This window comes from Streptomyces sp. NBC_01216 (assembly GCF_035994945.1).
Lineage (GTDB): Bacteria > Actinomycetota > Actinomycetes > Streptomycetales > Streptomycetaceae > Streptomyces.
This window is the reverse complement of record NZ_CP108677.1, coordinates 284,056-300,953: the sequence shown is the minus strand read 5'-3', so window position 1 is coordinate 300,953 and position 16,898 is coordinate 284,056. Positions and strand designations below refer to the sequence as shown.

Annotated in this window: 16 protein-coding genes and 1 pseudogene; 9 read left to right on the top strand and 8 right to left on the bottom strand. The window is 72.2% G+C overall.

Annotated elements, in window-relative coordinates; all coding sequences use genetic code 11:
- The first annotated feature begins 15 nt into the window (after positions 1–15).
- Both OG393_RS01335 and OG393_RS01330 read left to right on the top strand, forming a co-directional pair.
- Positions 16–720, top strand: a complete 705-nt coding sequence (locus OG393_RS01335; protein WP_327372643.1) for an ABC transporter ATP-binding protein — start codon at positions 16–18, stop codon at positions 718–720.
- On the top strand, positions 717–2,894 hold the full coding sequence (locus tag OG393_RS01330) for a hypothetical protein (RefSeq protein ID WP_327372642.1): 2,178 nt from the start codon (positions 717–719) through the stop codon (positions 2,892–2,894). Before OG393_RS01335 ends, OG393_RS01330 begins: the two co-directional genes overlap by 4 nt.
- Before the next feature lie 193 nt (positions 2,895–3,087).
- Here the strand turns inward: OG393_RS01330 and OG393_RS01325 are convergent, their stop codons facing one another.
- Positions 3,088–3,519 carry a hypothetical protein gene (locus OG393_RS01325; RefSeq protein ID WP_327372641.1) on the bottom strand — a complete coding sequence of 144 codons (432 nt, stop codon included), beginning with the start codon at positions 3,517–3,519 and terminating at the stop codon, positions 3,088–3,090.
- Between the two features lie 29 nt (positions 3,520–3,548).
- Positions 3,549–3,953 (bottom strand): annotated as a pseudogene (locus tag OG393_RS01320) (hypothetical protein); the annotation flags it as partial.
- A gap of 193 nt (positions 3,954–4,146) precedes the next feature.
- On the opposite strand from OG393_RS01320, the gene OG393_RS01315 reads away from it, so the two are divergent.
- Positions 4,147–4,860 (top strand): hypothetical protein, encoded by a 714-nt coding sequence (locus OG393_RS01315; RefSeq protein WP_327372639.1) that lies wholly within the window; start codon positions 4,147–4,149, stop codon positions 4,858–4,860.
- A gap of 172 nt (positions 4,861–5,032) precedes the next feature.
- On the opposite strand, the gene exaC is transcribed toward OG393_RS01315, so the two are convergent.
- A complete protein-coding gene (gene exaC / locus OG393_RS01310; protein WP_327378272.1) occupies positions 5,033–6,556 on the bottom strand; it encodes an acetaldehyde dehydrogenase ExaC in 1,524 nt (507 codons plus the stop codon).
- A 45-nt stretch (positions 6,557–6,601) separates the two neighbouring features.
- Entirely contained in the window at positions 6,602–8,005 is a 1,404-nt protein-coding gene (locus OG393_RS01305) for a GAF domain-containing protein (RefSeq protein ID WP_442817242.1), read from the bottom strand.
- Positions 8,006–8,124: 119 nt separating this feature from the next.
- Here OG393_RS01305 and OG393_RS01300 point away from each other — a divergent pair, with 119 nt between their 5' ends.
- The 4 genes from OG393_RS01300 (at position 8,125) to OG393_RS01285 (ending at position 11,776) form a co-directional block, all read left to right on the top strand.
- Complete coding sequence (locus OG393_RS01300; protein WP_442817390.1) at positions 8,125–8,943, top strand: bifunctional 5,10-methylenetetrahydrofolate dehydrogenase/5,10-methenyltetrahydrofolate cyclohydrolase; 819 nt, start codon at positions 8,125–8,127, stop codon at positions 8,941–8,943.
- Positions 8,944–9,159: 216 nt separating this feature from the next.
- The gene (locus tag OG393_RS01295; RefSeq protein ID WP_327372638.1) at positions 9,160–9,909 is read left to right on the top strand and encodes a hypothetical protein; all 750 of its coding nucleotides are present in this window, start codon (positions 9,160–9,162) and stop codon (positions 9,907–9,909) included.
- 516 nt (positions 9,910–10,425) lie between these two features.
- Positions 10,426–11,556, top strand: coding sequence for a fatty acid desaturase family protein (locus OG393_RS01290; protein WP_327372637.1), 1,131 nt, complete (start codon positions 10,426–10,428; stop codon positions 11,554–11,556).
- Positions 11,557–11,593: 37 nt separating this feature from the next.
- Positions 11,594–11,776 (top strand): hypothetical protein, encoded by a 183-nt coding sequence (locus OG393_RS01285; protein WP_327372636.1) that lies wholly within the window; start codon positions 11,594–11,596, stop codon positions 11,774–11,776.
- A gap of 182 nt (positions 11,777–11,958) precedes the next feature.
- Here the strand turns inward: OG393_RS01285 and OG393_RS01280 are convergent, their stop codons facing one another.
- The 4 genes from OG393_RS01280 to OG393_RS01265 all read right to left on the bottom strand — a co-directional run bounded on the left by OG393_RS01280 (position 11,959) and on the right by OG393_RS01265 (position 15,594).
- Positions 11,959–13,335 (bottom strand): tannase/feruloyl esterase family alpha/beta hydrolase, encoded by a 1,377-nt coding sequence (locus tag OG393_RS01280; RefSeq protein WP_327372635.1) that lies wholly within the window; start codon positions 13,333–13,335, stop codon positions 11,959–11,961.
- Positions 13,336–13,472: 137 nt separating this feature from the next.
- Positions 13,473–14,351 carry a hypothetical protein gene (locus OG393_RS01275; RefSeq protein WP_442817241.1) on the bottom strand — a complete coding sequence of 293 codons (879 nt, stop codon included), beginning with the start codon at positions 14,349–14,351 and terminating at the stop codon, positions 13,473–13,475.
- 213 nt (positions 14,352–14,564) lie between these two features.
- Positions 14,565–14,888 carry a hypothetical protein gene (locus OG393_RS01270; RefSeq protein WP_327372633.1) on the bottom strand — a complete coding sequence of 108 codons (324 nt, stop codon included), beginning with the start codon at positions 14,886–14,888 and terminating at the stop codon, positions 14,565–14,567.
- 106 nt (positions 14,889–14,994) lie between these two features.
- Positions 14,995–15,594 (bottom strand): class I SAM-dependent methyltransferase, encoded by a 600-nt coding sequence (locus tag OG393_RS01265; protein WP_327372632.1) that lies wholly within the window; start codon positions 15,592–15,594, stop codon positions 14,995–14,997.
- A gap of 151 nt (positions 15,595–15,745) precedes the next feature.
- Between OG393_RS01265 and OG393_RS01260 the strand changes: the two genes are divergently transcribed.
- Together OG393_RS01260 and OG393_RS01255 are read left to right on the top strand one after the other, a co-directional pair.
- Positions 15,746–16,678: an MHYT domain-containing protein gene (locus OG393_RS01260; RefSeq protein ID WP_327372631.1), complete on the top strand. Its 933-nt coding sequence runs from the start codon at positions 15,746–15,748 to the stop codon at positions 16,676–16,678.
- Complete coding sequence (locus OG393_RS01255) at positions 16,675–16,851, top strand: hypothetical protein (protein WP_327372630.1); 177 nt, start codon at positions 16,675–16,677, stop codon at positions 16,849–16,851. Before OG393_RS01260 ends, OG393_RS01255 begins: the two co-directional genes overlap by 4 nt.
- The last annotated feature ends 47 nt before the right edge of the window (positions 16,852–16,898 follow it).

Genomic DNA, 16,898 nt, shown 5'->3' with positions numbered 1-16,898 from the left:
GTAGATAGAGGATATGTGAGTACCGAGTTGCACAGCCGGAAGACGGCCGCGGTGGAAGTCCAGAACCTGCGTTACAGCATCGGCGATCGCCGCCTTCTCGATGGCCTGACCCTCAACGTGCCTGCCGGGTCGTCCGTTGCGGTCACGGGCCCCAGCGGCTCGGGGAAGACGACGCTCCTGTGCTGCCTGAGTGGCTTGATCAGCCCCTCCTCAGGCGTGGTGCGCGTTGGTGGTGTCGATATCACGCAGGCATCCGCAGGTGAGCGTGCCGCCTTGCGACTGCGGACTGTGGGGACCGTGTATCAGTTCGGTGAACTGATCCCAGAGCTGTCCCCGCTGGAGAACGCGGCCCTGCCCGTCCTCCTCGCCGGCGGCAGCGCAAAGGGCGCGTACGCCGACGCACAGCAGCTGCTGGACGAGCTCGGTGTGCAGGGTGCGTCGTCCAAGACGACGGGAGCGCTATCGGGCGGGGAGCGCCAGCGTGTCGCCGTCGCGCGGGCGCTGATTGGCAAGCCCTCGGTGGTGCTGGCGGACGAACCCACTGGATCGCTCGACCAGCGAACCGGGGACGTGGTGGCCGACCTGCTGTTCGGTCTCCCTGCTCGCTTCGGGTGCGCTTTGATCGTTGTCACGCACAACCCACAGATCGCGGACCGCGCCGACCGGGCCCTTGAGTTGGCGGAAGGCCGGCTGATCGCCGACTCGGGGGAGGCCAGGTGAACAGGCATCTGGCGATGCTCCGTCTGGGACACCGCGTGGGGCGGGCGAGTGGTGCGTCCGGACTGGTGCACCGCTTCGGGCTCTTCGCCGCATCCTTCCTTGTCCTGATGGTGACCTGGAGTCTCCTGGCGGTGGATGCCAGCCTGGAGGCCAGACAGGAGAGGCAGGATGCCCGCTCTCCGGTCCTGACCGACCAGCGGCAGGAAGCCGTGGCCCGATGGCTTGAACGTCCGGACTACGCGGATGGCGAAGCGGTGTCCGTGATCTTCACCGAGCCTCTGAGCGCCTCCGCTGCCCCTCCTCCCGGCCTTGACCGGTGGCCTGAGAAGGGCGAGGTGTTCCTGTCCCCGCAGGCTGCCAGGCATGCCGACGGGGTGCTCGTCTCTCGCTACGGCACCATGGCGGGAACCATCGGGCGGCAGGGCCTGACCGAGCCCGATGAGCTGCTCGTCTACACCCGCTCCCCCATCGAGGGGATCTTCGATGAGACGACCCTTAACACCTTCATCTCTGGCTTCGGGCGTCCGGGATCTCAGTTCCTCGACTATTTCACGGTCAGTCACCAGTTCGAGCGATCCCCGGTGGACTTGTGGGTGCTGCTGTTGCTGTTCACGGTGCTGCCGACGACAGCCGCTCTCGTAGTCGTCGTGCGCGGTGGCTCGGAGCTGCGGGACCGCCGTATCTCCATGCTCGAAGCCCTCGGTGCTTCTCGCCTGTCGCGCCTCCTCGTGGTGATCGGTGAGGCCGCTGTCCCCGTGGCCGCGGGTTCACTGCTGGCCGCGGCCACGGCCTGGGCGACGACGTTCTGGGACATCCGCCTTCCCTTCACGGGGCATACCGTCGCCGCTGGTGATCTGGCCCGTGTACGCCCCTGGCTCCCTGTCCTGATCGTGGCCACGGCCGCACTCATCGCGGGCGTCAGCGCCCTGCGGTACGCCAGGCCGCCCAAGCGGACCTCCACGCGCCCCCAACAGACCAAGACGGCATCGGGCCGAACGACCTGGATCCTGTGCGGGGCGGGAACCGCACTGTGCCTGTACGGAACATGGCGCGCGGACGGTCCAGGCAGGGTCGTGTTCTTCCTGGGCGCCGTGCTCGTACTTGGTGTCCTGCCGAGCCTCGGGGGGCGTCTGTCGGGTGCGCTGGGTTCGGCCATTGCGTCCTTCTCCGCTCGCCGGGGTGGCCCTGCTGGGCTGATCGCCGGACGGTGGCTCGCGGCCCGCCCGGTCGTCCTCGCTGTGCTCAGCGCATCCATGATCGTGGGACTGGGACTGACAACACTGGGGCAGGTCGTCACCAGCCAGCTCGAAGGACCGGAAATCGTCGCCAAGCAACTGGCTGGCGCAACGGACCGCAACGCGATCCTGATCAACGCCTCCGGCGACCCCTCCCGGTTCGACCGGCTCCGCAAGGATCTTCCCGGACAGCCCTCGGTTCTCTTGTACTCGGAGAACGACAGGGTCGTGTTCTCCGGCAACTGCACGTCCCTGGCCTTCTTCGGCCCGATGACAACCTGCCCCAAGAAGAGCACTGCACTGACCGGTGTCATCAAGAACATCGGACCTGGACCGCAGAGAGCGCTGGCCGTCCTCGGGCTCACCCCGGACAGGGTGAATGTCACGTCCAGCCACCCGGGCATCACGGATCCCGAGAAGGTCTCGCTCGTCGTCTTCAACACGGAGGGCGACGCGGGAGCCGACCGTGTCTGGGAAGCCGCCTATCGCACCCTGGGCATGCCCATGCTCGACGTGCCCGTGGAGGCCGGAATGCTGGGGGCACAGGCACGAGCCGGATACGTCAAATGGGTCCTGGACGCGGCACTCATCGGCCTTGCGGCCCTCGTCCTTGCCGGGGTGGTGGGTGCAGCATCCGTCTTCGACGACCAGGCACGTGGTCTCGGCCCGATCGCCTCGTTCCGCAACGACCGACGCTTCTACGTGCAGGTCGCCTTCTGGAACCTTTCTGTCCCGCTCGCAGTCGTCGGCGTCGGAGCCGGTGCTGCCACCTACGTGCTCGGACAAATGCTCCTATCCATCGGCGACGGCGGCGAACTCTCCGCCGGCCTCGTCGCCACCGGCTCCCTTCTCATCGCCCTCGGCGGCCTCGTCGTCGCCGTCGTCTGCGGTGAGATCGCCGTGCGCCGCGCTCGTACGTGGCGTCCCACCGGCGATTGACGCCCCTCGACGAGATGGACTCGGGCGCTGATCACTGACTGCTTGGCCAGTGGTATTCCGCGTCCAGCGATAGCCGGGCTTACCGATAACGGCCATGGAAAGATCTCCTCAAAACGGTTGGAACTTGGGGGCGCCCTGGATCAGGGCGTCTTGTGCCGAACCCCGAGCGGGCGGCGGTGCCGACCACGGCGGTTCAAGCGGCCGCGGGACCGAGGCGCCGACGTGCGGCGAGCAGGACGACGAGCGCGAAGGCCGCGCCGGCGGCAGGGAGCGCTGCGGTGGTGAGGGGCTGCTCGGCGAGGCGTCCGGCCAGGGCGGTGCCGACGGACTGCCCAGTGCCGATCGCCAGGATCAGCCACGCGTACGCCTCGCTGGTGCGGTCCATGAGGCGTCCCTTGACCGGCTGGGCCAGCGCGGAGGACAGCCCGTACAGGGCGCTGAGCAGCCCGCCGAAGGCGATGCTGCCGCCGTTCGTGGTGGCCCACAGGAGGATGGCGACGGGTGCCATGCCGTTGGGGAGGCGGCTGGCGAGGGTGCCGCCGAGCAGGCGGGTGACGTACGGGCTGCCCAGCACTGCGCCGTAGGTGATGCGCGGGGCGGGGGCCGGGGGTGCGGTCAGGGACAAGAAGGGCTTTCTCTCAGGGAGGCGACGCCTCAGCGGTGGCGGGCGGCCGTGCTGGTGCGCGGCGGCGGCGTGGGCGGGGTGGTGTCCACGGCAGGTCGGGGGCGGAAGCGCGGCACGGGAGTGCGGTGCGGCGGCAGGACGGCGACGGTCGCGCCGAGGTCCTCGGCCGCCTCTTCGACTTCGCGGGTGAGAAACTCGATCTGCCGACCGAGTGCGGCGAGCCGGACGGCGATCTGCCGGCCCTGCACGGTCTCCAGCGCACCGGCGAACTGGGCGCCGGTTTCAAGTAGTTCCTGGAGGCGGACCATCGGGCCCGCGTCGTGGCCGCGCTGGACGGAGCCGAGGAGCGCGTTGGACGCGTCACCGGCCTGCTGGGACTCGACGATGTCCCGGATGAGTTCCTGCAGCGACACCTCGGGGGCACTCCCTGCCCGTCAGTGAGCTGATGGAACCAGACGTCGTGCGCAGGGCGTTGGACGCGCTCGGCCGGAAGATCGACGGAGAGTCCGCCGCGGCGAAGACCGCCCTGCGGAAGCGATCGGCCTTCAGCGAGTCCTCGGAACTGCCGTCGACAAGGGATACTTCGCGGAGAATCCGCTCGCAAGGGTCAAGTGGCAGGCTCCTGGGGTGAGCGAGGAAGTGGACCCGGCCTGCGTGCCGAACCCGACCCAGGTTGCTCGCCTGCTGACCGCTGTTGGCAAACAACAGGGCCGCGGCCCGCACCTTGAGGCGTTCTTCGGCTGCATGTACTACGCGGCCATGCGTCCGGCGGAGGTCATCCACCTGCAGATCTCACAGTGCCATCTACCGAAGAGCGGCTGGGGCATGCTCAACCTGAGCGGAGGTGTCGTCACGGCCGGCAAGGAGTGGACGGACGATGGCTCGGTCCACGAAGTGCACTCCTTGAAGCGGCGAGCCATCAAGGCCACACGTCCCGTGCCGGTACCGCCGTCGTTCGTGCACACACTGCGAAAACACGTCGATCGCTTCGACGTGGCGCCCGATGGCCGAGTGTTTCGCAATGAGGCCGGCGGCTACGTTGATGCAGCGGCCTACGGCAAGACGTGGGAGCGGGCCCGCAAGAAGGTCCTGACTCCCCATGAGCAGCCGACGCTCCTCGCCAAGAGGCCCTATGACCTCCGGCACGCCGGGATCTCGTTCTGGCTGCACTCCGGCGTGGATCCTGCCGAATGCGCGCGCCGGGCCGGCCAGAGCATCCAAGTGCTCTTCCAGTACTACGCCAAGTTTCTGGACGGTCTTCAGGAGCATTCCAACCGGCTCATCGAGGAGTCGATGCAGGAGTGGAGCCGGCGCAGCGAAGACAGCAGCCCCAAGGGCTGAGCCGCAATCTGGCCCGTGTATGGCCCGGAACTGCCGGTCAGGACTGGGATACCGGTGGGATGAACTGGAAGAAGGGGGGTATTTCGACACCTCCCCCATGGGAGGGGCCGTGCACTCCAAGAAGGCGCCTGACCCGGGGAAAACCCCAGGTCAGGCGCCATCTTTCGTGCAGCTAGAAGAAGCCGAGCTTTTTCGGTGAGTAGCTCACCAGCAGGTTCTTCGTCTGCTGGTAGTGGTCCAGCATCATCTTGTGCGTCTCGCGGCCGATGCCGGACTGCTTGTAGCCGCCGAAAGCGGAGTGGGCCGGGTAGGCGTGGTAGCAGTTCGTCCAGACGCGACCCGCCTGGATCGAGCGGCCCGCGCGGTAGGCGGTGCCGGCGTCGCGTGTCCAGACTCCCGCGCCGAGGCCGTAGAGGGTGTCGTTCGCCGTGTGGATCGCGTCGTCGAAGTCGGTGAAGGGGGTGACGGCGACGACCGGGCCGAAGATCTCCTCCTGGAAGACCCGCATGCGGTTGTCGCCCACGAAGATGGTCGGCTCGACGTAGTAGCCGCCCGCCAGTTCGCCGTCGTACTCGATCCGGCGGCCTCCCGTCAGGATCTTGGCGCCCTCCTGCCGTCCGATGTCCATGTAGGAGAGGATCTTGTGGAGTTGGTCGTTCGACGCCTGAGCGCCGATCATCGTGTCGGTGTCCAGGGGGTGGCCCGGCAGGATCTTCTCCGTGCGGGCGACCGCCGCCTCCAGGAACTCGTCGTAGTGGCCGCGCTGGATCAGCGCCCGGGACGGACACGTGCAGACCTCGCCCTGGTTCAGGGCGAACATCGTGAATCCCTCCAGGGCCTTGTCGCGGAAGTCGTCGTCCTCCGCCCACACGTCGTCGAAGAAGATGTTCGGCGACTTGCCGCCCAGTTCCAGCGTCACGGGCTTGATGTTCTCCGAGGCGTACTGCATGATCAGCCGCCCCGTCGTGGTCTCGCCCGTGAAGGCGATCTTCGCGACGCGCGGTGAGGAGGCGAGCGGCTTGCCCGCCTCCGCTCCGAAGCCGTTGACGATGTTGACCACGCCGGGCGGCAGCAGGTCGGCGATCAGGCTCATCCAGAAGTGCACGGAGGCCGGAGTCTGTTCGGCCGGCTTGAGCACGACCGCGTTGCCCGCGGCGAGCGCCGGAGCCAGCTTCCAGACCGCCATCAGGATCGGGAAGTTCCACGGAATGATCTGCGCGACGACGCCCAGCGGCTCGTGGAAGTGGTAGGCGACGGTGTCGCCGTCGATCTCGCTGAGCGTGCCCTCCTGACCGCGCAACGCCCCGGCGAAGTAGCGGAAGTGGTCGATGGCCAGGGGGATGTCGGCGGCCAGTGTCTCGCGGACCGGTTTGCCGTTCTCCCAGCTCTCGGCGACCGCCAGTTCTTCCAGATGCGCTTCCATCCGGTCCGCGATCCGCAGGAGGACGCCTGACCGCTCGCTCGCAGCGGTGCGTCCCCACGCCGGAGCCGCCGCGTGGGCCGCGTCCAGAGCCCGCTCGACGTCCTCGGCCGTGCCGCGGGCGATCTCGGTGAAGGGACGGCCGTCGACCGGGCTCGGGTTCTCGAAGTACCCGCCGCGGACCGGGGCGACGAACTCCCCGCCGATCCAGTGGTCGTAGCGGGCCTGGTACGACATGATCGCGCCCTCGGTACCGGGTGCGGCGTAACGGGTCATGGACATGGCCTCCCTCGGACAGCGCCGGCCGTCCCTGGCAGGCGCTCACCGCCGAGTCTGCGGACCGGGACGTTGCGACCCCGTTGCGCCGCGGACGTTCCCGCCGGACCTCCTCGTCCCACCCCTTGTCCCCGTCCCGCCCGGCGATCCCTCCGGGGTCCCGGTCGCACCCGTCGAAGCGGCCGTCCCGGTGCCCAGTTCCTCGTCCAGAGCGTTCAGCCGGGCGAGTACCGGCGGACGTACCGACGCCGGGACCACCCTGGACAGCGCCCGCCACACCTCCACGTCGTCCTCACCCCACGGGCTGTACGTCCAGTCGGCGAGCAGCGCCGGATCGGCCCGGTCGAGCAGCGCCGCGCGCAGCTGGCCTGCAAGCCGCTCGCGCATCCGTACGACGGCGGGAGCGCGCGAACCGGGCAGCAACGGGCCCGCGTACGAGCCGAGCGCGGCCGACAGCGCACCGGAACCGAGCCGCCGGTCCACCATCGTGAAGTCCGCGTCCACCGGCCCGGCCAGACGGTACGGGCGCGAGCGCAGCACCTCGGGGCCCAGCAGCCCGCGCAGCCGGGACAGCTCGGCGCGCAGCGTGACCGGGGTGATCGACTCGTCCTCGTAGAGCCGTACCAGGAGTTCGTCGCCGGTCAACCCTTCCGGATGGTGGGCGAGCACCACCAGGATCTCGCTGTGGCGGCGGCCGAGGCGGAGTCCGCGGCCGGCCGTCGTCAGCAGGGCCTCGTCGCGGCCGAGCGCCGTGAGCCGGACCCGGTCCGTGGCCGGAGCGGGTCCGAGCAGGGCCAGGTGGCCTTCGGCGGCCCGCGCCACCGCCTGGACGAACGCCAGGCTGTGCGGGTGGTTCAGCCGTTCTCCGCCGGTGATGTCGACGGCGCCCAGCAGACGCCCGGTGTGCGGATCGTGAACGGGAGCGGCGGCGCAGGTCCATGCCTGGACCTGCCGCCGGAAGTGCTCCGCGGTGAACACCTGCACCGGCCGGTCCGTCACGATCGCGGTTCCCGGCGCGTTGGTCCCGACGGCCGATTCCGACCAGCGGGACCCGGCGACGAAGTTCATGGCCCGCGCCCGGCGCAGCGTCGCCGCGTGCCCCTCCACCCACAGCATCCGCCCCGCCGCGTCGCAGACCGCGAGCAGATGTTCCCCGTCCCGCGCGTACGCGCCCATCAGCTCGCGGATCACCGGCATCGCGGCGGACAGCGGGTGGTCCTCGCGCTGCCCGGCGAGCTCCTCCTCGTCCAGCTCGACCCCGGCGACCCCGTCCGGACTGACCCGTGCGCGTGCCGAGCGCCGCCAGGACTCCGCGACCAGCGGCCGGACCGGGGACAGTCGCGTCCGGCCGCGCGCTGTGAACGCCTCGTGCGCCCTGCGTACCGCTCCGGCGTCCGGCGGCGCCGCTCCCCGCGCGTCGACGTGCGCCGCCACCCAGGCATCGGTCAACTCGGCCTCCCCGGTGAGGTCGTCCGTTCCGTGAGAGTCATCGTGAGGTGTGCGCGGGCCGTCGACAAGCGTCCGGACGTCCCGGCTCCCGTACCCCGGCCGGTGTTCGTCCTCGCCGCCTGTCCGTCTCCGCCCTCGGCCCGGCCCGCGCCGCGGAGGTCTTCCGTCGCACCGGCGTCACGCCGTGCCTCGCCACCGTGCTCGTCGGCGCTGATCCCGCCTCCGTCACCTACGTGAAGATGAAGCGCAACCGCTGCGCGAAGGCCGGAATCCGCTTCCGGCACGTCGAACTCCCCGCCGAGACCACGACCGGGGAACTCGTCGCCGCGATCACCGCGATCACCGCGCTCTCCGTGGACCCCGGGGTCCACGGCATCCTGCTGCAGCATCCGGTCGGCCCGCACATCGACGAGCGTGCCGCTTTCGAGGCCATCGCCCCGGCGAAGGACGTGGACGGCGTCACCATGGCCTCGTTCGCCGCCATGGGCTTCGGACTCCCCGGGTTCGTCTCCTGCACCCCGGGCGGCATCATGCGTCTCCTCGACGCCTACGACGTCGGGCTCAGCGGCAAGCGGGCGGTGGTCGTCGGCCGCTCCGCCATCCTCGGCAAGCCGGCCGGGCTGCTGCTGCTCGGTCGCGACGCCACCGTGACGTACTGTCACTCGCGCACCACCGACCTCTCCTCCGTGGTCCGTGAGGCGGATGTGCTCGTGGCGGCGGTGGGCCGGCCGAACTTCATCAAAGGGCAGGACATCAAGCCCGGCGCGGTCGTCATCGACGCCGGGTACAACGCCGGCACCACCGGTGACGTCGACTTCGCGTCGGCCGCCGAGCGGGCATCCCTGATCACCCCGGTACCCGGCGGTGTGGGCCCGATGACGATCGCGGTGCTCCTCGCCCAGACCGTCGAGGCGGCCGAGCGACTGCTCGACGTCTGACCGCCGCCCCGTGAGAGCCTGGCGGTTGGCCTCTGGCCGGGCGGTCACGCCCTGGCACGCACGCTGCGGGGGCACAGGCCCGCCGCGCGCTCCGATCGCCGACGGACGGCCTCGCCGTCTTCACGGTCCGGCCGGATGTCACGGTTCTGTATGAGCCTGGCTTCAACTCGTGCGCACAGTGTGTCGGATGACCGCTCCGCGGTGAGGCTGGTGGCCATGGCCCCGCTCTCCGCCGACCAGCCGTCGTTCCTCCGGTACCTTCTCGTGCCGCTCGTCACCCTGCTCGCCGTCGCCCTCTGGGCGGCGGCTCTCCTCGCGGGCGGTGACGAACCCGGGGACCGCGGGGCCGGAGACGCCGCACGGCGCGGTTCGCCCGAGAACGCCGGGACCACCCAGGCGGGCGGGCGGCGGCCCGCAGCCCAGGGCGGGCTCGCGACGGGAGATCCCTCGGGCGAGCCCAGCCCCGCACCGTCGCCTTCGCACACTCGGCCGCACCTGACCGCATCCGCCTCCCCCCGCACCTCCCGGCGGCCCTCCACCACACCGTCGACGCCGTCGGCCGTGCCCTTCCACCGGCTCACGGCGGGGGAGTGCTTCGACATCGACCGGTCGGCGCCCGGCACCGTCACGCGCCGCGCCTGCGACCGGCCGCACGACGCCCAGGCCGTCGCCCTGCTCAGGCTGACCGGAGACTTCGCCTCCGACCGGGACGTACGCGACGGGGCCGCGCGCCTGTGCCGCGAACCCTTGCGCCGCAAGGCCGCCGCGCAGCCGCGCGGCACCCGGTGGACGACCTTCGTCCAGTACCCGTTCCGCACGAGCTACCTGCTCGGTGCCGACACCGTGGCATGCAGCCTCGCCGTGAACGCGGGCACGGCGACCGATGCGAGCGAGGGCCGCATCACCACCCCCGGGTCCGGCACCAGGCCGGGGGCGGTCCGTAAGCTCACCGCCCCGCTGCGCTGACGGCGCGGACCCCGGCGGCACTACCCGCCTCCCGGCGCGGGTCCCCGGCGGTCGGGAGCCCGCCCGGGGCGCCGGCGCGCAACGCTCCGTCCGAGGCCCCGGCGCTCACCCCGCGCGCCCCGCCGTCGCTCACCGGCCACCGTTCGGCGCCCGTTCCCGGCCCTCCGCGGGACCGGCCGTGATCCGGTACCGGCAGCCCAGGCCCGTTCGAGCGGCGACCGGGCGCGGGCGAGAGCATCCGGACCGGGGTCTCGCCCTCCAGGACGGCGAGAGACGCGGTGCGAAGGGGTTCGGCGTGATCCCGGTCGTGTCACGGTCGGCGCGCCGTGATCGGGGTGCCGCGATCGAGGTGAGGGGAGGGTGGGGATGGCCCCACCCCCCTCACCCGGGCCGCCCCCGGCGATTCCGGGGGGTGACGCCATGGCTGCGGACGATCACCGATCCGTACGTTCGAGTCAGGCCGCGCACCGGGCGCAAGGCCGCCGCGGACATCGCCGCCACGGACGGGAGACCTCCATGCCTCAGGCCACCGACACGACGCTCACCGGAAGCGGAGCGGACGCTCCCGCGCACTCCGCCCGCACCGGCCCCGGCGGAGCGCCGCCCGCGACCGCCGCGCGCGGCCCCGGTGGCAGTGACTTCGCACCGCTGCTGCGCACCGTCAAGGAACAGGGGCTGCTCAAGCGCCGGACCGCCTGGTACGCCCGCGGGATCGCCGTCAACCTTCTCGCCCTCGCCGCGGTGGCCGTCGGGCTCGTCCTGACCGGCCCGACCTGGTGGGCCCTTCCGCTGGCCGTCCCGCTCGCCGTGTTCTCCGCCCGTGCCGCCTTCGTGGGACACGACGCCGGCCACTTCCAGATCAGTGCGGACCGCCGGCTCGACCGCGCCGTCCAGCTCGTCCACGCCAACCTGCTGCTCGGCATGAGCCAGGAATGGTGGAACGACAAGCACAACCGCCACCACGCCAACCCCAACCACCTGGACAAGGACCCGGACGTCGCCGCCGACATCCTCGTCTTCGCACGGCACCAGGCCGAGGGCCGCACCGGGCTGCGCCGCCGCCTCACCCGGCACCAGGCATGGCTCTTCTTCCCGCTGACGACCCTGGAGGGCATCGCGCTCAAGGTGTACGGCGTCCGGGCGCTGCTCTCCGCGGACGGGCCCCGGCGTACCGGGCGCGGGCGGCTCGTCGAGGCGGCTCTGCTCCTGGCGCACGTCACCGGATACGCCACGCTGCTCCTGACCACCCTCACGCCCGTCCAGGCCCTGGTCTTCGCACTCCTCCACCAGATGCTCCTCGGCCTCCACCTCGGCATGGCCTTCGCCCCCAACCACAAGGGCATGGAGACGCCGGACGGCCACCCGGACGGCGACGGCTGGGGCCATCTGCGGCGCCAGGTGCTCACCTCCCGCAACATCCGCGGCGGGCCCGTCACCGACTGGTTCCTCGGCGGGCTGAACCACCAGATCGAGCACCACCTGTTCCCCAGCATGCCCCGGCCGCATCTTCGGCTCGCCCGGCCCGCCGTGCGTGCCCACTGCCGCACACTGGGTATCCCCTACACGGAGACCGGTTTCGTCGAGTCCTACCGGCAGGCGCTCGGTCATCTCCGCGAGGTCGGTGAGCCGCTTCGTACGACAGCCTGAGCTGTCGGCGGCGGCCGGAGAAGGAGGCGTCGGAAGCATGACGACACGCACCAAGCTAGTGATCGGGGGAGTGGCCGTCGGCCTACTCCTCATGCCCCTCATCGGATTCTGGCTGTCGCTGCTCGTGGTCATCGGCGTTCCCGCCGTGGCCTATCTGGCGCTGGACCCCGAGCAGCGGCGACGGCTGCGCCGGATCTCCCGGAAGGAGCTGCGCCGCTGACGCCGCCCGCCCCGCCGCGCCTGGAGCGTCCGGCCGGTCCGGGGCCGCCCGCCCCGCCGGCTTCGGCGGCGGGGCGGACGGGGAGGGTGACGTGCCCGCGGGCGGTCCGGCGAACGGCGGACCGCCCGCGGGCACGTGGGCCCGGGGCCGCGCCGTCATCCGAGGGCCGTCGCGCCGGGACGCTACTCCTCCAGGGCACAGGAACCGACCGGGTCACCGTCCGCGTGCCGGGCGATCGTCCGGCTCGCGGGCGGCACCCTTCCCGCTTCCACCCACCGCGTCAGAGCCGTGAACGCCGCGCGGTAGCAGGGCAGGATGGGCCGCAGCCGGTCCGGGTGGACGTCGTACAGGCCGTCCGTATGGGTGCCGCCCTCGACCGTGTAGTACCGGTGCAGGTCACCCCGGCCGCGCGACGCGGTCATCCGTGCGTACACGTCCGAGTCGGTGCCGATGGGGAGCAGCGCGTCCAGGTCCCCGTGCAGGGTGATCAGCGGCTTGCCGATCCTGCCGGTCAGCGAGATCCGTGCGATGGCCCGCCGGACCGAGCGGGGCCGTGCGGCGTAGTCGTAGGAGGCGTCGGAGGCGCACGGGGCGAGGATCTCCTCGACGGTTCTCCCGGCCGTCCCGCCCGGACACTCCGGATCGTACGAGGGGTCGAACTCGGCGCGGAACACCTTCTGCGTCAGACCCCAGTACGCCTTCGCGTGGTAGGGCCACAGGAAGTCCGAACCGGCGGCGAAACCCGCTCCGGTCAGCTCCTCGTCGGTGGCGCGTCCGAGGGAGTGGGCCACGGCCACGGGCAGGCTCGTCAACGGATGGGGGCCGTCGACGGTCCACAGGACGCCCTCCCAGTCGACCCCGCCGTCGTACAGATCCGGGTGGTTCTCCAGCTGCCACCGCGTCAGGTAGCCGCCGTTGGAGATGCCCGTCATGTACGTACGGAGCGGGGCGCGTCCGTAGCGCTGCCGGACGGTCCGCGCGGCGGCCCTCGTCAGCTCGGTGACCCGCCGGTTCCACTCGGCGACGGCGTCGCCCGGCCGCCGGCCGTCGGTGAAGAAGTCCGGCCCGGTGTTGCCCTTGTCGGTCGCCGCGTAGGCGAAACCCCGGGCGAGTACGTCGTCGGAGATCAGGGCGTCGGTGGAGTACTGACGGCGGGTTCCGGGGGCCCCGGTGACGACCAGACCGCCGTTCCAGCGTGCCGGGAGCCGGATCACGAACTGGGAGTCGTGGGCCCAGCCGTGGGTGGCGTTGAGCCGCGAGTCGTCGGGGAAGTAGCCGTCGATCTGGATGCCGGGCACCCCGGAGGGGTTGCCGGTGCCCCGTGCCGACAGTCCGGCCTGGTCGGCGATGTCGGTGTACGCGGTGCCGGCCAGACCGGCGGTCGTCAGGTCGGTGAGACAGGCCGACCGCTGGACTTCGGCTCCCGGCACACGCAGGCGGTCCCGGTGGGCGCAGGACGGCGCCCCGGCGTCCTCGGCTCCCGCCGGAGCGGCGGGAGCCAGGAGGGCCAGCGCCGTCAGGAGCGCGGTGAGCAGGGAGACACCTCGGATCGGGCGCATGGACGGCCTCCGGTGGGGCGGCGGGACAGGACCGCGTCGCCCCGTGGAGCGCGCGGCCTCATCGTGCGCGGAGCCTCTCCCGCGCGGCCATGGTCCCGGCCCACACCTCGGCAGCGGACGTCATGTGGCGCCTCCGGTCAGGAGGGCCTGACGGCCATGGCGTCCAGGGCCGTCAGAAGGGCGGGCAGCCGGGGGCCGCGGGCCACTGGAAGGACGTCCCGTGGCTCGTCGTCGAGCAGGACGAACGCCATGTCGTCGGTCCGCGCGACCAGCGACCAGCCGGGACCGTCGGCGCGCAGCATCCGCGCGTCACCGGTGGCGAAACTCGACCGCACCCGGCCGACCGGAGGTGCCTCCTCCAGATAGCCGCGCAGTTCGGCGAGGGCCCGCCGCACGCCGTCGTAGGGGTCGGTGCGCGGGTCCGTCGCGATGTCGCCGCCGGGATTCCCGGAAGGAGCCGGCGCGGGGCTCCCGCCGTCCTTCACCGCCGGGCCGGGGGCGGCCTGGGCGTCACCCGCCTCCTGCGCGGGCTCGTCCATCCGGGCGCGCCACGCGGCCCACTGCCGCGCCACCTCGTCGGCGCCGAGCCGGCGCTGCGCCGGGCCCCAGGCGTCCTCGGACGGCGGGGCGAGCGGCGTCCGGTCGCCCTCCTCGGGCTCCGGGTCGTGCGGGGCCGGGAGACCGGGGGCCGCCGAGGCCACGGGGAGCGGCCAGCCCGGGAGGGCGGCCACCACCGAGCGCTCGTCGGGGGAGAGGTCGTACGCCATGCCGCAGTCCCACGACGCGATCGCCACCGCGACGAGCGACACGTCGTCGACGATCACGCTCCAGCGCGCCCCGGTGCCATCCTGGCCGAGGACGAGTCCGTACCCCTCGGCGCGCGGTTCGAGCCCGAGGGCCGAGCACGCGGCGGGGTAGTCGTCGCCGAGGACGCTCGGGAACCGCGCGGGCGTCAGCAGGACCGCCGTCAGCACGTAGAGCGCGTCGTCGTCGGCGGTCGGTTCCGTCCCACCCACGGCAGCCTCCCCTTTTGGTCGTCGGCGCACCATAGCCAGTGGGTAACCCGTGCGTCGAGAGTCTCCGTGCGGGAAGACGGCGAAGGGGCGTGTGTCCTTCCGCACGGCCGGCCGTCGGCCCCCCGCCTCCGGGGGGGCCGACGTGCTACCGGAGGCCGCCGCGCCGCCCGCTCGCGTGCCGCGCGGTCCGACCGCGCGCTCCGGCGCCGCGGCTCACCCGGCTCCGCCCGCCGGCGCGTCCGGCAGCCCGAGCAGGGAGCGGGCCACTGCCTCGGGTGGCCGGTCGTGCTCCCTGGCGAGCGCGATCACCGCCCGGCAGGCGAGCTCGTTGACCCCGAAGGCGAGGGCGTCGGGGGAGACCCAGGCCGCCGCCTCGTCGGCTCGCCGGTCGTCGTCCTCCGCGCCGGCCGCCACGTACACCGCCGCCGCCTCGAAGAGATTGTGGGTCCGCCGCGGCCGGGCCCCGCCAGGCCCCGAGGACGATCCGGGGCGCGCGGAGGGGAAGAGCCTGCGGAATCGTTCACCGACGCGCGTCACGTTCTGCCGCCTTCCCCGGGCACGGCAGCCCGGCACCTCCACCGTAGACACGGATCGGCCGGGGCAGTAGGGCGCGTGGTCCGGGGCGGAGGCCGGCGGCCGTCCGTCAGTCCGCGCGGACGGCGATCGCGAGGTAACGGTCCGCGCGGTCGGTGTAACTGACCATCCGCCAGCCCGAACCACCCAGCACCGGACCGAGGTTGTGCTCCGCGCGCAGGTCGTCCCCGGTCACCCGGCGCCCGTGGCGGGCCGCGAGGGCCGCGCGGCCGAGGGGGTGGAAGAGGGCGAGCCGGCCGCCGGGGCTGACCACACGGGCGAGTTCGCGCAGGCCCCCCGCCGGGTCCGCCAGATGGGACACGAGACCCGCGCCGAACACCGCGTCGAGGGTGCCGTCGCGCACCGGCAGCCGGGCGACATCCGCGAGCAGCAGCGCCGCCGCGCCGTCGCGTCCCGCACGAACGGCGGCGTCGAGCATCTCGGGCGTGAGATCGACACCGAGGACGGTCCCGGTGGGGCCGACGGCTTCGCGCAGAGCGGGCAGGGCCCGTCCGGTGCCGCAGCCCGCGTCGAGCACGGCGTCGCCGGAACGCAGGCCGAGGTCGCGCACGGCTGCGGCGTACGCCGGTCCGTCGTCGGGGAACCTGGAGTCCCAGCCGGCGGCGCGGGCGCCGAAGAATTCCTGGACACGGGTCGGGTCATCGCTCATGCGTCCATGATTGCCCACCCCTCGGGGCGAACGCTCTGCGCGCACGTTCGAGCGCTGCACGATCGTTCAAGAACACCTCTGTGTCATATTCCATCAGGTTTCGAAATGCGCCCCCAATGCGCCCCTTGCTCAGGACTAGCGTCCCTGAGCCATGGGACACCTGGACCACGCCACCTTCGGGTGGCTGACACCCGTGCTGTCGTACGCGATGGCCTGCCTCGGCGGCGCCCTCGGGCTGCGCTGTACCGTCCGAGCACTCGAGACGACCGGCCAGTCGCGTCGCAACTGGCTGCTCACCGCCGCCTCCGCCCTGGGTACCGGCATCTGGACGATGCACTTCGTCGCCATGCTCGGCTTCGGTGTGACGGGGACGGACATCCGCTACGACGTACCACTGACCGTTCTCAGCCTGCTCATCGCCATGGCCGTGGTCGGCGTCGGAGTCTTCGCGGTCGTCGGCGTCGGCGACCGTCTCGGCTCGCTCCTCGTCGGCGGGCTCACCACCGGCGTCGGCGTCGCGAGCATGCACTACCTGGGCATGGCAGCGTTGCGCCTGCACGGACAGGTGCGTTACGACCCGGTCCTGGTCGGACTCTCTGTCGTCATCGCCGTCGTCGCGGCCACGGCGGCCCTGTGGGCGGCACTCCACATCCACGCGCCGGTCGCGGTGGCGATCGCCTCGCCGCTCATGGGCGCAGCCGTGAGCAGCATGCACTACACGGGCATGCTCGCCGTGCGCATCGACGTGGCCCCCTCGCCGGCGGACCTCCCCGGAGCCTCGGCGATGCAGTTCGTCTTTCCGCTCGCCGTGGGGCTCGGTGCGTACCTCTTCATCACCTCGGCCTTCGTGGCGCTCTCACCGACCGCCCGCGAGCGCGCGGCCTACGCCTCGGCCGGACGGCTCACCGAACCGGACGAACGCGCGGTGGACGTCGCTCCCCCCGGCTTCTCCGCGGCCATGTCCACCCCCGGCACGGGACGGGGGGCACCGGCGGCACGAGGCGCGCACGCCCCTCCGCCGTACGCCCATCCGACGGGCCCGGTGGACGACGGCCGCGACCTCCGACGGGGAGCGCGCACATGACCGCCCGATGCGCCTGGCGTGCCGGCTCGCGCCCCCGGCTCGCTCCGCGACGGTTGCCCCGCCCGGCCCCGGCCTGCCTCGCCCGGCGGACACCGGCCGCGCGCCCCGGCGCCCGCACGGTGCTCCGCGCCTCCTGCCGCTACTCCGACGGTGACCTGCCGCCCCACGGCTGACCCCCTGGCCGCCCCGACGCGCCCCGGGGACCAGCGGCTCGACGGCG

Excerpts from the sequence above, each read along its gene's own strand:
- exaC (WP_327378272.1), bottom strand. The coding sequence starts at position 6,556 with ATGACCCGTTACGCCGCACCCGGTACCGAGGGCGCGATCATGTCGTAC.
- OG393_RS01295 (WP_327372638.1), top strand. The coding sequence starts at position 9,160 with ATGGCCCCGCTCTCCGCCGACCAGCCGTCGTTCCTCCGGTACCTTCTC.
- OG393_RS01290 (WP_327372637.1), top strand. The coding sequence starts at position 10,426 with ATGCCTCAGGCCACCGACACGACGCTCACCGGAAGCGGAGCGGACGCT.
- OG393_RS01285 (WP_327372636.1), top strand. The coding sequence starts at position 11,594 with ATGACGACACGCACCAAGCTAGTGATCGGGGGAGTGGCCGTCGGCCTA.
- OG393_RS01280 (WP_327372635.1), bottom strand. The coding sequence starts at position 13,335 with ATGCGCCCGATCCGAGGTGTCTCCCTGCTCACCGCGCTCCTGACGGCG.
- OG393_RS01265 (WP_327372632.1), bottom strand. The coding sequence starts at position 15,594 with ATGAGCGATGACCCGACCCGTGTCCAGGAATTCTTCGGCGCCCGCGCC.
- OG393_RS01260 (WP_327372631.1), top strand. The coding sequence starts at position 15,746 with ATGGGACACCTGGACCACGCCACCTTCGGGTGGCTGACACCCGTGCTG.
- OG393_RS01255 (WP_327372630.1), top strand. The coding sequence starts at position 16,675 with ATGACCGCCCGATGCGCCTGGCGTGCCGGCTCGCGCCCCCGGCTCGCT.